The organism is Gordonia sp. NPDC127522, from assembly GCF_042672305.1.
Lineage (GTDB): Bacteria > Actinomycetota > Actinomycetes > Mycobacteriales > Mycobacteriaceae > Gordonia > Gordonia hongkongensis.
Genome location: NZ_JBHXVK010000009.1, coordinates 17165 through 32434, shown reverse-complemented (window position 1 = coordinate 32434; position 15270 = coordinate 17165). Strand labels below are relative to the sequence as shown.

General features: G+C 65.9%; 16 protein-coding genes. 9 read left to right on the top strand and 7 right to left on the bottom strand.

Going from position 1 to position 15270, the window contains the following annotated elements:
- The first annotated feature begins 46 nt into the window (after positions 1 to 46).
- Complete coding sequence (locus ACFVHY_RS15430; RefSeq protein WP_390273310.1) at positions 47 to 1747, top strand: plasmid pRiA4b ORF-3 family protein; 1701 nt, start codon at positions 47 to 49, stop codon at positions 1745 to 1747.
- 12 nt (positions 1748 to 1759) lie between these two features.
- On the opposite strand, the gene ACFVHY_RS15425 is transcribed toward ACFVHY_RS15430, so the two are convergent.
- Together ACFVHY_RS15425 and ACFVHY_RS15420 are read right to left on the bottom strand one after the other, a co-directional pair.
- Positions 1760 to 2308, bottom strand: a complete 549-nt coding sequence (locus tag ACFVHY_RS15425; RefSeq protein ID WP_390273309.1) for an ester cyclase — start codon at positions 2306 to 2308, stop codon at positions 1760 to 1762.
- 131 nt (positions 2309 to 2439) lie between these two features.
- A complete protein-coding gene (locus tag ACFVHY_RS15420) occupies positions 2440 to 3612 on the bottom strand; it encodes an acetyl-CoA C-acyltransferase (protein ID WP_390273306.1) in 1173 nt (390 codons plus the stop codon).
- A 124-nt stretch (positions 3613 to 3736) separates the two neighbouring features.
- Between ACFVHY_RS15420 and ACFVHY_RS15415 the strand changes: the two genes are divergently transcribed.
- From ACFVHY_RS15415 to ACFVHY_RS15405, 3 genes are all read left to right on the top strand, one after another.
- The gene (locus ACFVHY_RS15415; RefSeq protein ID WP_390273304.1) at positions 3737 to 4210 is read left to right on the top strand and encodes a winged helix-turn-helix transcriptional regulator; all 474 of its coding nucleotides are present in this window, start codon (positions 3737 to 3739) and stop codon (positions 4208 to 4210) included.
- A 24-nt stretch (positions 4211 to 4234) separates the two neighbouring features.
- Positions 4235 to 4741 carry a putative immunity protein gene (locus ACFVHY_RS15410; protein WP_390273301.1) on the top strand — a complete coding sequence of 169 codons (507 nt, stop codon included), beginning with the start codon at positions 4235 to 4237 and terminating at the stop codon, positions 4739 to 4741.
- A gap of 187 nt (positions 4742 to 4928) precedes the next feature.
- The gene (locus tag ACFVHY_RS15405) at positions 4929 to 5675 is read left to right on the top strand and encodes an MBL fold metallo-hydrolase (RefSeq protein WP_390273298.1); all 747 of its coding nucleotides are present in this window, start codon (positions 4929 to 4931) and stop codon (positions 5673 to 5675) included.
- A 94-nt stretch (positions 5676 to 5769) separates the two neighbouring features.
- On the opposite strand, the gene ACFVHY_RS15400 is transcribed toward ACFVHY_RS15405, so the two are convergent.
- Positions 5770 to 7146: an NAD-dependent succinate-semialdehyde dehydrogenase gene (locus ACFVHY_RS15400; protein ID WP_390273295.1), complete on the bottom strand. Its 1377-nt coding sequence runs from the start codon at positions 7144 to 7146 to the stop codon at positions 5770 to 5772.
- 779 nt (positions 7147 to 7925) lie between these two features.
- Here ACFVHY_RS15400 and ACFVHY_RS15395 point away from each other — a divergent pair.
- The 4 genes from ACFVHY_RS15395 (at position 7926) to ACFVHY_RS15380 (ending at position 11406) form a co-directional block, all read left to right on the top strand.
- Positions 7926 to 8183 (top strand): hypothetical protein, encoded by a 258-nt coding sequence (locus tag ACFVHY_RS15395; RefSeq protein ID WP_390273293.1) that lies wholly within the window; start codon positions 7926 to 7928, stop codon positions 8181 to 8183.
- Positions 8184 to 8368: 185 nt separating this feature from the next.
- Positions 8369 to 9724: an NADP-specific glutamate dehydrogenase gene (gene gdhA / locus ACFVHY_RS15390; RefSeq protein ID WP_065631644.1), complete on the top strand. Its 1356-nt coding sequence runs from the start codon at positions 8369 to 8371 to the stop codon at positions 9722 to 9724.
- 65 nt (positions 9725 to 9789) lie between these two features.
- Positions 9790 to 10872 (top strand): MerR family transcriptional regulator, encoded by a 1083-nt coding sequence (locus tag ACFVHY_RS15385; protein ID WP_390273291.1) that lies wholly within the window; start codon positions 9790 to 9792, stop codon positions 10870 to 10872.
- Between the two features lie 48 nt (positions 10873 to 10920).
- Positions 10921 to 11406 carry a hypothetical protein gene (locus tag ACFVHY_RS15380; RefSeq protein ID WP_390273288.1) on the top strand — a complete coding sequence of 162 codons (486 nt, stop codon included), beginning with the start codon at positions 10921 to 10923 and terminating at the stop codon, positions 11404 to 11406.
- Positions 11407 to 11434: 28 nt separating this feature from the next.
- On the opposite strand, the gene ACFVHY_RS15375 is transcribed toward ACFVHY_RS15380, so the two are convergent.
- Positions 11435 to 12118, bottom strand: coding sequence for a DNA alkylation repair protein (locus tag ACFVHY_RS15375; protein WP_390273286.1), 684 nt, complete (start codon positions 12116 to 12118; stop codon positions 11435 to 11437).
- Positions 12119 to 12181: 63 nt separating this feature from the next.
- Positions 12182 to 12481, bottom strand: a complete 300-nt coding sequence (locus ACFVHY_RS15370) for a putative quinol monooxygenase (protein WP_390273283.1) — start codon at positions 12479 to 12481, stop codon at positions 12182 to 12184.
- A gap of 160 nt (positions 12482 to 12641) precedes the next feature.
- On the opposite strand from ACFVHY_RS15370, the gene ACFVHY_RS15365 reads away from it, so the two are divergent.
- Positions 12642 to 14285 (top strand): alkaline phosphatase D family protein, encoded by a 1644-nt coding sequence (locus ACFVHY_RS15365; RefSeq protein WP_390273280.1) that lies wholly within the window; start codon positions 12642 to 12644, stop codon positions 14283 to 14285.
- Between the two features lie 23 nt (positions 14286 to 14308).
- Here ACFVHY_RS15365 and ACFVHY_RS15360 read toward each other — a convergent pair whose 3' ends face one another.
- The gene (locus tag ACFVHY_RS15360) at positions 14309 to 14746 is read right to left on the bottom strand and encodes a VOC family protein (RefSeq protein WP_390273277.1); all 438 of its coding nucleotides are present in this window, start codon (positions 14744 to 14746) and stop codon (positions 14309 to 14311) included.
- A 52-nt stretch (positions 14747 to 14798) separates the two neighbouring features.
- Complete coding sequence (locus tag ACFVHY_RS15355; RefSeq protein ID WP_269554829.1) at positions 14799 to 15230, bottom strand: PPOX class F420-dependent oxidoreductase; 432 nt, start codon at positions 15228 to 15230, stop codon at positions 14799 to 14801.
- Between the last annotated feature and the right edge of the window lie 40 nt (positions 15231 to 15270).

The following is a 15270-nucleotide window of genomic DNA, read 5'->3' as shown; positions in this document are numbered from 1 at the left end:
AAATCAATCTGGCTGTCGGTCGCGCCAGCGCCTAGGATCGAGTCCGATGAGCCGGAAGAACAAGCAGTCCCGCGGCGCCAAGCGAACCGAGAAGACGAAGAAGCGGGCCGCGCGCCGAAGCAGCAATGTGATCCCGATTCGCGGTCGCGACACCTCGGAGATCGACATGCTGATACGCGAGTTCGAACGTTGGCTGCCCAGCGCGGAATTCGAAGACGATCCGGACAAGCAGGCAGCCATCGTCGACGCCGTCAGAGCGCTGGACTTTGCCGTCGGCTACGCATTGCCAGACCATCGGCCCACCGAATGGTCGCTCGAGGAGGTCGATGCGGCAATCGACTTCGCCGAGTACATGGAAGAGGAAGAGGACGACGCCTTTCCGGCAAGCATTGCGGTCTTCGCGCTGCGGATGTTTGTCGATTTTCTCTCCAAGACGTCCCGGTGGGCAGGAACAATCAGCGCGGACATCGTGATGGGGGCCTGCGAACGCTACCTGCTGGACTCACTCGGAGGGCTGCAGGTCGACGTCACCGGAATCCAGACCTCCGACGAGCACGACGCTCTGTCCAGCGTGAGCATTCTGCACCGACTCGATGTGTTGATGGACTGGATCGGCTACAAGCGGCCGGTGACGCCAAGTGGGTGGCTCAAGCCAGCACTGCTTCCGGACCTACTGCAAGCCCTTCAGATCGAGCAACCGACTGTCGCACTCAAGGCGATGAAACATCACCGCATTCTTGCCGAGACCTGGGAACTCGCCCGGGATGTTCAATTGATCGTGATCACGCCATCCCATGTCTACCCGGGCCCGGCGGCCGCGTCCTGGCGTGGACCAGAGGCGTTGACGACGCGACGCAGCACGCTGGCTGCGGCCGTCGGCAGGGCGTTGACCTCCGAATCTGGTGCCATGGCACAGTTGGTCGACAGAATCGTCGCTCGCGTCGTGTATCACGGCCTGACCATCATGCCGTTCGCCGCCGATCGCTTCGCCTCGCCGTACGATGGCGACCTACAGTCACCGACGACGACCAAGGCCCTGTCTCGCATCCAACACATCATCGAGGACGGGTGGCTCGTCATCGATCGTGACGGGGATTACGTCGTTCCCGAAGGTTTACGTCCCGCGGTGTGGGACGGAGTTCCCGACGCATTCACTCCGGAGTTCGGACGCGCGGCGACCATGATCACGTTGCGGCTCGAACTCGCCGGCGTCCGTCCCAGAGTTTGGCGACGGATTCGCGTGTTCTCCCTGGTTCCGTTGAACGAACTACACGACGTGCTCCAAGTTGCTTTCGGCTGGAACGATGCGCATCTCTACGCGTTCACGACGCCATGCGTCGACCACGAGCACCGGTATCTGTCAGACGAAGCGATGGGCACCGCACGGGCCGGCAGGTACACGGAGTCTGTCTTCGACTCGACCCTGGGTGAGCTGGTCGACGAGCCCGGCGACGTGCTGTCCTACGAGTACGACTTCGGGGACGGCTGGGAAGTGAGCATTGTCGTCGAGGCATTCACCCCGATGAATGACGGCGAACCGCCGGTGGCGATCGTCGCCGGCGGCGGAACCGCCCCGTTCGAGGATGTGGGCGGAGTGCCCGGATGGGTGGACTTCATCGAGGCCGTCAACGATCAGACGCACCCGCGCCACTTGGAACTACGCGAGTGGGCGGGTCTGACACCTGGTTCGGTCTTCGACCCGACGTCTTTCGACATCGATGTGGTCAGGCGCCGACTGGGCGTGTGATCCTCAGCGGCGTCAGACCGACGCGGCGGACCGGGATGTTCGACGACGGACAGCAGCGCCGATGACCGTGATCGGGTGGTTGAGCAGCGTGGCGATCCGGCCGGCGAGGGTGTTCGGATCCCGCGCGACCCCGAGCTGCATGAACATTTCCAGACGGTCGAAGTAGGCGCGCTCCGCAACCAGATCTGAGCCCGCGAAGGTGAACACCGCGACGATGGGCAGGTCGAGAGACCGACCCGTCGGGGCGAGTCCGCGGTATGGGCCCAGATGTGTTCCGCGAACTCGCGTCTCACAGATGACTCGATCGTCGTGATGGCACAGCGTCTCGGGGTCGACATCGAAATGCATGTCCGGCAATGCGGTGAACAGTTCGTGATACGAGGCCGACACCGCGTCGTGGCCATCGGCGATCTCACCGGGCAACTCGGTACGTGCCGCGCCGTCTTTGAACGTCGCCAGCGTGGCACCGACGTCGTGCCGATTCTCGGCCTCGAGATGCGCCAGAACGGTGGCCTCCCGCGTCGCGACAAGCGCTGCTGCATTCGGGTCGGTTGGGTTCATGAGGTCCCCACAGTCATCGGCCCCGCTCCGAACAGCGGGTATGCGCAATCACGGTACCGGGCGGACGCAACGTGTGCGACCGAGATACTCCGAATGGACGACGAGCACGTCCGCCCGGGACCGCCGACGGCTCAGCCGAGTCGCTCGTAGATCGTCGCGTTGGCCAATCCGCCTGCCTCGCACATCGTTTGCAGGAGGTAACGACCGCCGCGCTGTTCCAGCGCGTTGAGTCCTGTGGTCGCGAGGCGGGCACCGCTGGCACCCAGCGGATGTCCTAGCGCGATGGCGCCGCCGTTGACGTTGACTCGATCCACGTCCACCCCGAACTCCCGGGACCACGCGAGAACAACCGGCGCGAACGCCTCGTTCACCTCGAACAGGTCGATGTCCTCGACTCGCAATCCACTGCGTGACAATGCCTTCCGCGTTGCCGGGATGATGCCGGTGAGCATCAGGAGTGGGTCGTCGCCGGCGACGGCGATGGTGTGCACCCGTGCGCGCGGACGCAAGCCGAGTTCGACGGCCTTCTCCTCGCTCATCAGCAGCACCGCCGACGACCCGTCGCTGATCTGACTCGCACTCGCCGCGGTGATCCGCCAGTCGATCTCGGGGAAACGACGCGCGATCACCTCGTCGTAGTACGCCGGTCGCAGTCGGGCGAGGTCGTCAAGGCTGCCCCCGAGACGAATTCCCTCGTCCGACGTCAGCCCCGCGATGGGCGCGAGTTCGTCGTCGAAGAGTCCGTTTTTGGTGGCGGTGGCGGCGAGATCGTGTGACCGCAACGAGAATTCGTCGATCTCGCGTCGCGAGATGTCCCAGCGGGCGGCGATCAGTTCCGCCGAGATCCCCTGACCCACGAGGCCCTGCGGGTATCGTTCGCCGAACGCCCGTCCGTTGAGATCGGCGGTACCGGCAACGGCCGAGCCCATCGGGATACGGGACATCGATTCGACACCCGCGGCGACCGCGATGTCGTACGTGCCCGCGATGATGCCCTGCGCGGCGAACGCGATGGCCTGTTGCCCGCTTCCGCATTGGCGGTCGACGGAGACCCCCGGCACGGATTCGGGGTAGCCGGCGGCCAGGAGCGCGCGCCGCGCGATGTTGAAACTCTGCTCCCCCACCTGACTGACGACACCGGTGATCACGTCGTCGACGAGTTCGGGATCGACACCCGAACGGTCCACGACTGCTCGGAGGCTGTGCGCGAGGAGGTCGACGGGATGAACGTCATGGAGGGCGCCGGTGGGCTTGCCCTTACCGATGGGTGTGCGAACAGCGTCGACGATGACCGCAGATCTCATGACTGATCCTCCGTCAGTGTGCGGATCGGAACGCAACCCGATCCGGATGAAGGCTGACTTTTGTCTGCCAAAGTCAGGTCTACGCTCTGGCTATGGTCTTGTCAAGTCAGGGTAGGCTGGGGGCATGATGCACCTGAAGGGCCCGCTGGCCGAACGCGACAGCTGGGAGGCGAGCGACTGCTCGATCGCGAAGGCGATCGACCTGGTGGGCACCCGGTCGGCGATCCTCATCCTGCGGGAGGCCTTCTACGGCGCCACCAGGTTCGATCAGTTCAGCCGGCGGGTCAAAATCAGCGACGCGGTCGCGTCGGTCCGCCTGCGCGAACTCACCGAGGCCGGGATCTTCACCAAGGTCCCCTACCGCGAAGACGGGCAGCGCGAACGGTTCGAGTATCAGCTCACCGACATGGGCCGCGATCTGTTTCCCGTGGTGATGTCGTTGATGCAGTGGGGCAACGACCATCTGCAGCCCGACGGCCCGCCGCTCACCGTCACCGACCGGGCGCAGGCGCCCGTACGCGTGGGCGTCGTCGCCGAACCCACCGAGGTTCTCACGCCCGAGGACGTCGAGGTGCGAATCGCCCGGCGCCGCCGCTGAGTCCGTGCAGGCAGAGAGGTCGCGATGATCCTCCCCACAGTGTTCGACCCCCGCCTGGTCACCATCCGTCGTGGCGGGACGCTCACCGACACCGATCACCACTTGCTGGCGCTCTGGGCGGCACGGTGTGCCGAGCACGTTCTGCCCTTGTTCGAGTCGGCACGTCCCGACGACGCGCGTCCGAGGAAAGCCATCGCAGCGGTCCGCGCGTGGACCCGGGGCGAGCTGGCGATGATGGAGTCGCGCGCCGCCGGCGGACACGCCATGGGTGCCGCCCGCGATCTACGTGGCGCACCGCGGTTCGCCGCCTACGCCGCCGGGCAAGCGGCGGTGACCGCGCACGTCGCATCGCACGACCTCGGTGCCGCGGCGTACGCGATCAAGGCGGTCCGGTCCGCACACGGGGTCGACGCGGGCAGACGCGAATGCGGTTGGCAGCGAGTACATCTCCCTGATCGGGTACGCGAGTTGGTGCTCGACGACCAACGTGCCCGTAATGACCTGTGCTGGCAGGTCTTCGCCGACGATTGACATCAGGTCGGCGATCGGTGATTCGCGTTCACCGGGGTGTTCCTGTTACTGTCGCAGTCACGCTCCTGCGGTGCTGTAACCCGCATGTCGAGCCAGAGGCCGGGGTGATTACAGAAACCCCCGGTCTTGTCCAAACTTCGACGGTCGTCCCGGTTTGCTGCCACGACCACCGGGTACGCGTCTCGACATGACCTTCCATCGCGACGTCGTCCCCGGCATCCACTGGCTCGAGTACGCCTACACGAATCAGTACCTGATCGAGGACCAGGATCGGCTGATCCTCGTCGACTGTGGACTCCCCCGTTCGTACGAACCCCTCGTCAAGGCCATCCGGGAACTCGGCCGTGACACCGATGCCGTGTCCGACCTGATCATCACGCACGGTCATTTCGATCACGTCGGCACCGCGCGCCGCCTGGCGCGCGAGTGGCGGCTCCCGGTCCACGTCCATCGCGACGATGCGTGGCTGGCGTCCCATCCCTACCGCTACGCGCATCAGAACGCGACCAGATTCGGAGTGCCCCTTCGTCATCCGCGTTCGCTACGCCTGCTCGGACGCATGGCGGCGGCCGGTGCGTTCACGGTGCGCGGCGTCGATCACCTGGATGTGACGCCTTTCGGCGATGATGCCCTGCTCCCCGGTGGCGCGCAGGTGGTGCCGACTCCCGGTCACACCTACGGCCATGTGTCGCTGCACTTTCCGTTACGCGACGCGGTCATCGCCGGCGACGCGCTCGTCACCCTCGATCCGTACACCGCGGCGACCGGCCCGCGCATGATCGCCGGCTCCGCAACCGCCGACCTCGATCGCAATCGGGCGTCGCTCGACGCGCTGGCAGCGACGGACGCGAAGTCTCTGCTTCCCGGGCACGGGGTGCCGTGGCATCACGGGGTGGCCGTCGCGGTCGACCGGGCGCGTCAGACCAACGGCTGACACGTCGGACGGCCGGCCGTCGGATCACGAGCCGGACAACGGGACGGGCCGACGCTTTCCGCATCGGCCCGTCCGGCCATCGCCGATCGTTCGGCTACTCGGAGGCGGTGCGACGCAGCTTGGTGTTGACGAACTCGCCCATGCCCCAACGCCCGAGTTCGCGACCGTAGCCGGACCGTTTCACCCCACCGAACGGAAGGCCGGGCAGCGTGGTGCCGTGTTCGTTGACGTACGCCATGCCGACTTCCAGCTGATCGGCGACCTCCTCGGCCTTGCCGATGTCACCGCTCCACACCGATCCGCTCAATCCGAACTCGACATCGTTGGCGAGCGCCACGGCGTCCTCCGGGGAGGACACCTTGTAGACCATCGCGACGGGCCCGAAGATCTCCTCGGAGTAGGCGTCCATGCCCGGGGTGATGTCGGTCAGCACGGTGGGTTCGAAGAAGGCTCCGTCGCGCTCCAGCGGCTTCCCACCCGTCCGCAGTGTGGCGCCCTGTTTCACCGCGGTCTCGACCTGTTCGGCCACCGTGTCGCGCGCCGACAGGGACGACAGCGGACCCATCTGAGTGGAATCGTCGGACGGATCACCGACCACGGTCGACTCGAACTGCTTGACCACACCGTCGACGAAGTCGTCGTACAGCTCGTCGAGAACGATGAACCGTTTCGGCGAGTTGCATGCCTGGCCCGCGTTCGACAGCCGTGCGCCCGCCGCGATCTTCGTCGTGCGTTCCATGTCGGCGGAGTCGAGCAGGATGAACGGGTCCGAACCGCCGAGCTCGAGCACGGACTTCTTCAGGTTCTCCGCCGCAACCTTCGCCACGGCTGCACCCGCCTTCTCACTCCCGGTGAGCGATACACCTCGTATCGCGTTGTGCGCGAGCAGGTCTGCGATCTGATCACTGCTTGCGTACACGTTGATGTACGCGTCGGCAGGGACACCCGCGTCGTGCAGGATCTCTGCCATCAACGCGGACGACGCCGCGCAGATCGACGCATGCTTGAGAATGACTGTGTTGCCGGCCAACAGGTTCGGCGCGACGAAACGTGCGACCTGGTAGTAGGGGTAGTTCCACGGCATCACGCCCACCAGTGGTCCGATCGGCGCGACCTGCACGATCGACGCGTCCGCGCCCTGCGGGTCGAGGGCCTCGGTCTCGAGCAGATCCGGTCCGTGCTCGGCGTACCAGCGATAGATGTCCGCGGCCAGCTGGACCTCTCCCGCCGCCTCCTTGGCGGGTTTGCCCATCTCGGTCGTGATGACGGCCGCGAGCTGATCGGCTCGCTTCTCGTACTCGTCAGCGGTCCGGGAAAGGATTGCGGCCCGTTCGGATGCCTCGGTCGCTCGCCACTCCTGGTATGCCGCGAGTGACCGTTCGGCCACGCCGGCCACCTCGTCGTCCTTCAGTCCGGGAAATTCCCGATCGGTCGTACCGGTGGTCGGATTCGCGGTGACATATGTGCCCACCAGAGCACCTACCTTCCTCTGTCGTGTGAATCCCGACTGTTCACAGCCCGGGTGGTTTCGGGTACCCGGGTCCCGTGGGCCCAAACACCCAGCTGCGGCCCGCGCCGCGGTGGAAGTCTTCACGTTGGTCGTGCCGGTCCCCACGCGTTACCGGAATCGGGCCTGCACCCAGCCTGGCCAACGATCGCCCGGGCGCTGAGTAGCGCGGGCTGACGCGAGCGCCGGCGTCAACGCGCACTTTTCCTCTTCCGAATCAACGAGACATCCTCGAGTGCCCGTTTTCGCTCACGACGTTCCGTGAGTTCTTGCCGACGGTTTCTCGAGCTCGAATTCTTTTCCGCCATTTTTCCTCGAATCAGTGGTGGTCTACATCGGGTAGATCCCGCTCTCCTTCGTGACCATAGCCCGGAAATGACAGAAGTCCAGCCCGTCCGATCTGGTGCTGACATGCCGACACCATGCGTTGTCACACAGTACGTTTCATCTACTGTGCGCCTGCGAAATCCGCCGGAATGGCTTCTATTTTCTCCCGGGCTCGAGTCCATGGCACCGGTCGCAGATGGCCGACAGCAGCGACAGGCAGAGTGGCCGTGAAATCGGTTGTGATGGAGTGCCGAATACGCGTGTGTGGTTCCCCCGGTCGGATCAGAGAATTCGTCGAGCAAGCGTCGACTCGCGCGCACGACGCCTTTTGCCACCCCGCCAGGTGTTCGGTTGTCGTCGAGGAGTCGGACTCGTTGCTGCTCCGACGGCAACGCCACCGCGAGAACGACGTGGACGTGTTCGGAGTACCGGAGGGTCGGGATGTGCGCTTCGGTTTCGCGGACTCGTCCAGACGACTGACCGTCGCGAGACTCGAGAGCCTGTCACGCGACATCCTGGCCCACCTCGAACTGGATCCGTGGGTGTCCGACGACACCGAGTCGGTGCCTTGGATCCTGACGCTCGCCACTGGTGCCGATCCGACGTCCAGGCATGAGATCGTGACCCGACATCCGTCGCTCCAGGTGCGACGACCTGTTCTCGCCCGCGCGTGATCCGCGCATCGCGGTGCCCGACCGAACTGCTCCGCAGGGTGAGCGGGTCCGACCACCTCACTGCGGACACACCGCGGTCGTCGTCCGACGGACCGGTTTGCGGTCGAATTCCTGTCACTCGATAGGGTGCGGATGGCGGCGTGCCCATCTGGGCAGGTCGCCGTCCCACACCTACGGGAAAGGAAGTGGTCGCCATCGTGCTCGACGAGAAGATCAGCGATCTGTACGCGCAGGTTGTTGCTCGAAACCCCGGGGAGGCCGAGTTCCACCAGGCCGTCCGGGAGGTCTTCGACAGTCTTGGTCCGGTCTTGGCGAAACACCCCCACTACGCGGACGCCGGGATCATCAAGAGACTGACGGAGCCCGAGCGCCAGATCATCTTCCGAGTGCCGTGGGTCGACGACCAGGGACAGGTGCAGATCAACCGCGGGTTCCGGGTCGAGTTCAATTCCGCACTCGGTCCCTACAAGGGCGGGTTGCGCTTTCACCCCAGCGTCTACCTGGGGGTCGTCAAGTTCCTCGGGTTCGAGCAGATCTTCAAGAACGCACTGACCGGGCTCCCGATCGGCGGCGGCAAAGGCGGCGCCGACTTCGATCCCAAGGGACGATCCGACGCGGAGATCATGCGGTTCTGCCAGTCGTTCATGACCGAGCTCTACCGCCACATCGGTGAGTACACCGATGTGCCCGCGGGTGACACCGGCGTCGGCGGTCGCGAGATCGGTTATCTCTTCGGCCAGTACAAGCGCATCACCAACCGTTACGAGTCCGGCGTGCTCACCGGCAAGGGGCTTGCCTGGGGTGGATCGCAGGTCCGCACCGAGGCGACCGGGTACGGCGTGGTGTTCTTCGTCCGCGAGATGCTGGCCGCAGCCGGTGATGATCTCGACGGCAAGACCGTGGTGGTCTCGGGCTCGGGCAATGTGGCGATCTACGCCATCGAGAAGGTGCAACAACTCGGCGGTCGCGTGATCGCGTGCTCGGACTCCGGGGGTTACGTCGTCGATGATGCCGGTATCGACCTCGAACTGCTCAAGGAAATCAAAAACGTTCGACGCGGCCGTATCTCGGATTACGCCGACGCCCGCCGCGGGTCCGCCCGTCACGTCGACACCGGGTCGATGTGGAGTGTGCCCACCGACATCGCCATCCCCTGCGCAACACAGAACGAACTGAACGGGGTCGACGCCACTCAACTGGCGAAGAACGGATGTCGCATCGTCGCCGAGGGCGCGAACATGCCCAGCACTCCCGAGGCGGTGCGCATCTTCGCCGACGCCGGCGTCGGCTTCGCCCCGGGTAAGGCCGCGAACGCGGGCGGCGTCGCCACGAGCGCACTCGAGATGCAGCAGAACGCTTCTCGGGATTCGTGGACGTTCGCGCACACCGAGGACCGATTGTCGGAGATCATGACGGCCATCCATGACCACTGCCTGCACACGGCAGACGAATACGGGGCACCGGGCAACTACGCGACCGGCGCCAACATCGCGGCGTTCACTCGCGTGGCCGATGCGATGCTCGCACTCGGTCTCATCTGACTCGAACGGACGCCGACACGGTTCCATTTGACCTTCAGGTAGGTCGAAGCCGGATGATCTGCGATATGCCGTCCGTTCCCGAAGTCAGCGAACTCGTCCCGATCGGCGCGTTCGCGCAACGCACCGGCTTGACCGCGTCCGCACTGCGGTTCTACGACGACTCGGGGTTGCTCACCCCGGCCGCCGTGGACGCGTCGACCGGATATCGCCAGTACAGCGTGTCGCAGGAGCGGCACGCGATCGCACTCCGGCGACTCCGCGAGATCGGGATGTCGCTTGCCGACATCCGCACGGTCCTCGCCGCCGAGCCGGGTACCGCCGGCCGCCTGATCGACGAACACGTGCGGACCGTCGCTGCCGATGCGGATCGGGTTCGGCGCGAGGCCAGGACGATCAAGATGACGATCGCCGCGGAGTCGACAACCATGCTCGCCACTGTGCGTGGTCCGATCCTGGCAGCAGCGCTCGGCCAGGTGCTCACCGCGGCCGCCCGTGACGCGGCCCATCCTGTCCTGGACGCTGTCGAGCTCCGGCTGGAAGACGGGGCCGTGACCCTGACCTCGACAGACCGCTACCGGCTCTCTTCCCGGTCGCTACCGACCGTCGAACCGTGCGGCACCCGGTGGTCGGGAACGCTGTGTGCGGCCGACCTCCGTGATGGTCTGTCCGACCTGGCACGGGGCGGCGTCGTCGACATCGACGCCGCGGCCGGCGCAGTTCGGTTCTGTCTCGACGGCCGGGACGACCTATGGTGCCGCGTGCTCGACGGGCCGTTTCCCGCCCACCAGGCGATGATCGAGGCCCTGCCCACGGTGACCATGCGTGCGAGTGTCGCGAAATCCGCGGTGTTGCAGTCGTTGGAGCGCTGTGCAACCGACCGAGTGCAACTGGACTTCACGTCGGCGGCCCTCACACTGAGCGACGCCTCGTCGGCACAACTCGCCGTCGTGCCAGCCGAGACCTGCGGCCCCCCGATCGCACTGTGGTTCGAGGTCTCGACGCTCTACCCCGCGGTCCATGTGTCGATCGGGGCCGAGATGATGATCGACGTCCGCAATCGGGACCTCCCGATGACGATTCGGTCCGCAGACGGCGGCGACCTCACCACGGTCGTCATGCCGGTTTCCCACAGCCGCCACAATGACTGAGCAGCAGAGGATTTGGTTGATTTGATCGACGTCGGCACGGACCCAACGATGCACGCACTCAGCCAGGCGGTGACCCTCGGACGCAGCGGCGAGACAGCCCTGGCCCGTGACAGGCTCCTCGCTCTGTGGGAGACGATCGGCGTCGAGGGAGACTCGCTTCACCGCTGCACGCTCGCGCATCATCTCGCCGACCTGTACAGCGAGCCCGCGGAGTCGCTCACCTGGGATGTCCGCGCGCTCGACGCCGCCGACGCACTGTCGGATCGGCGCGCACAGGCTCACCACGCCGACCTCTCGGTGGCGGGCTTCTATCCTTCCCTGCATCTCAATCTCGCTGACGACCATCGACGGCTCGGATCGTTCGACGCCGCGCGGCGGCATCTCGATGCGGCGCGGCAAGCGGCCGGCGACCTTCCGAAGGGGCCGTACGGCACCATGATCCGAGAACTGATCGAGGACATCGCCACCGCGGTCGAGCGACGCGACACCACCGCACGGAACTCACATCCGGGCGTGTCGGGATCCGACGCCTGAGCGACGGGGCAACGAGCAGCCGCTCAGGTCAGGACGATCGACGCCGTACCATCTCGGCGATCCAGACCGGCGCATACGGCGAAGTACAGCCCGGGGAGGTCGGGTAATCCTCCAGCACTCGCAACCGCTCACCGATGTCGATTGCACGGGAACGGAAGTCGGGATTCTCGATGCCGATGGCCGCCAGGCATGTGTTCATCGCCCACTGCAGGCGTGGCGGTGCGTTCCCCATGTCGGACTCGATGGTGTCGAGCAACCCGGCCATGTCGAGGTCACCGGGCTTCTTGACCACTCGATCAGCGGTCAGGGCCCATCCCGCCGCGCCGACACCGGGCTCGGCGTCGGCCATCCACGACCTCCGCAACTCCTCGGCATGCGGACTCTTCTTGACGACGTAGTTGACGAGCCAATCATGGACCTTCGGCCGGTCGGCCTCGCGGATCATCGTGTCGAGGTCCGCGGCGTCGAACGCCCGCGGGCGACAGATCAACAGTGCGAGCAGGCGCGGCGCGGTGTCGCCCGTCGCCCACAGCTCCGCGGACAGTTCGGGCTGCGTTCGCAGTCGTTTCGCGATCGCCCTGAGCTTCGTGAGATTGACCCCGTGGTCGTCGCCGTGCTTCTCGTTGACCGCTCGGACCCGTGGGTCGTCGAGACTGCGGAGCTCGCCGAGGACGTCGGCGAGAGTCTGTTGGATGTCGGGCATTCCGGTCATGATCCCCTCTGGAAGTGCGCACACAGCCTACGACGACCGATGTCGCCGCGGGTTGTGTGCTCATCAATCCGGAGGGCCCGCCAGTATCCGCACGTCGGCGACGTCGTACTCGGCAACGGACGCCGACCGGATCGCCCGTGACTGGTCATCGCCGACCCCGTCGCCACGGAAAGCCTCGACCGCCGACTGCGAGTCCCAGCGCTCGAAGATGTTGATCCGGCCGGGGTCCATCGAGTCCGCGGAGATCGCGAAATCGAGACACCCCGGTGCCCGACGGGCGGCACCGACCACCTCGTCGCACCCGGCGATGTACGCCGCGCGCTGGTCCGGGTCCACTCGCAGACTGCCGGCAACGATCACCATTGGGTGCTCCTCCATCGATACTCCGGTGCACCGGTGTCCCGGCACGAGACGTCACCGCTGCGGTGAGGGCGACAGGAGTGCAGACCGGCACGACCCGGCGAACTCATCGCTCACGATCGACGTGGCCGCGCGACGCCGCGCCACGGCCTACTCTGATCGAATGGCTTTGGTTCTGGGTCCGATCCTCCGGCACGTCGACGAAACCTCCGCGCTGATCTGGGTGCAGACCGACGAACCCGGCGAGGTCGAAGTCCTCGGCTGTGCGACCCGGACGTTCGAGGTGTCCGGTCACCACTACGCGCTGGTCGAGGTCAGCGGCTTGGTGCCCGACACGGTCTGCGAGTATCAGGTCCGCGTCAACGGCGCCCTCGAGTGGCCCCTCCCGGACACCGAGTTCCCGCCCAGCATCATCCGGACCCGGGGACCGGACACCGCGGACCGGCACCGGTTCGTCTTCGGGTCCTGCCGGTATCCGCGGGCCGAGGACCCCAAGCTCGACGAGAAGCTCGGACTCGACGCATTGGACTGCTACGCGGTCCGGATGCGCCACCTCCCGGTGGAGGAGTGGCCGGACACCCTCATTTTGCTCGGCGATCAGGTGTACGCGGACGAGCTGACTCCGCAGGTGAAGGAGTCGCTGGAGTCGAGCCGGGCCTCGACCGCCGGACCGTCCGACGAGGTCGTCGACTTCGAGGAGTACGAGGGACTGTATCGGCACACCTGGGGAGACCCCGAGATCCGATGGATCCTCTCGACCGTGCCGACGGCCATGATCTTCGACGATCACGACATCCGTGATGACTGGAACACCTCGGACACCTGGCGCCGGCAGATGAGTGAGAAGCCGTGGTGGCAGGACCGGATCCGCGCCGGCCTCGCGTCGTACTGGGTGTATCAGCACCTCGGCAACCTCTCCCCCGCTGAACTCGCCGAGTCCGAGGACTACCGCCGCGTCCGCGAGATCGACGGTGACTGCTGGCCCCACCTGGTCGAGGTCGCGGATCGCGCCGACCGGGAAACCGACGGAACCAAGGGTGTCCGGTTCAGTTTCCGGTGGAACCTGGGCAACACCAGGCTGGTCATGATCGACTCCCGCAACGGTCGCATCCTGTCCGAAGGAACACGAAAGATGGTGAGTGACAACGAATTCGATTGGGTAGAGAGCCAGGTCGACGACGACATCGAGCGACTCGACCACCTGGTCCTCGGCTCATCACTGCCGTGGTTGCTCCCGCCGGTCATCGGTGATGCAGAAACCGTCAATGAGATCGGCGCCCGGCGGCCGGGGCGTCGTGGACAGCTGGCCGAGAAGATCCGGCAGGGTGCCGACCTCGAGCACTGGCCGGCCTTCTTCGATTCCTTCGTCCGGCTCAGTGAGATGATCCGGCAGGTTGCGGCGCGCGACCCCGGGCCCGCGACGGTCAGCGTGCTGTCCGGCGACGTCCACCACAGCTATGCCGCGCGTGCGGCCTTCCCGGACACGACGAGCGCCGACGTTCACCAGCTCGTGTGTTCGCCGGTGCACAACGCGATCCCGCCGTACATCAAGGTGGTGTTCCGGCTGGGGTGGTCGAATCGGCTCGCCGCCGTCGTCCGGCGTTGGGCGCGTCGTGGGGGCTCGCCTGAACTGCCCGTCGCCTGGCGAAACACCCTCGGCCCGCTGTTCGGCAACACCATCGCGACGCTCTCGGTTCAGGGACGCTTCGCCGAGGTCACTTTCGAGCAGCCCGACCTGGACGGGACGCTGGGTAGAGCCGGAAACATCTGCCTGACACCGGAATTCGTAGCAACAGAGCGCACATAGCGCGCATTGTCGCTACGAAATCCCTAGTCCAGACAGAACTCGTTGCCCTCGGGGTCGTGCATCACGATGTGCCCCTCGCCGAGCGGAGGTGCGGGGTCGTGTCGTTCGACCCGGGTCGCACCGAGTCCGACGAGCCGGTCGGCTTCGGCCTCGAGTGCGCGCATCCGGTGGTCGCCACTCAGACCAGGGGCAGCACGGACGTCGAGGTGCACCCGGTTCTTCGCGGTCTTGCCCTCGGGTACGCGTTGGAAGAACAATCGTGGCCTGCGCTCCTCCGGGTCGATCACGGCCGAGGCGTCGTTCCGGCGTTCCGGCGGCACACCGAATGCGTCGAGCGCCGCCTCCCAGCTGTCGAATCCGGTAGGCGGGTCCTGGAGTCGGTAACCGAGCACCTCGGCCCAGAATGCGGACAGCGCAGCCGGGTCACCACAGTCGAAGGTCAGTTGAAAGTCGGTTGTCATGAGTCCACTGTGCGACACGACGAGGACAGCTCGAGTCCTCGATCGTGAGAAATCAGCGCAGACGTTCGCCGTACACCCGGTCCACGGACATGACCATCAGGACGCGGCGATCGGCGACCATGACCCTGCGGTATTCGTCCCAGTCCGGGTGCTCGCCTGCCGCCTTGCGGTAGTAGTCGACCAGCGCCTCGACCTCGGGCCCGTCCGGTTCAGCGCCCGGGCCGATCAACGTCACAGTGCCCTCGGCGGTCGCCCACGTGTAGCGATCGGGCCCGGTGATCTCCAACGCGGCGCGCGGATCGCGTCGGAGGTTGGCGGTCTTGGCCCGGCCCTCGGTCATCGAAACGTAGATGGTCCCGGCGTCGCGGTCGTAGAAGGGGGTCACCGGGGACAGCTGGGGTAATCCCGAGGACTTGATCGTGGCGAGGACACCGACTCCGCCTTCGGCGAGAAGATCACGAGGGTCATACGCGGGTTGGTTCATGTCTGCGGCAACCCGGCGTGCGTACAGGCTATTCCGGACG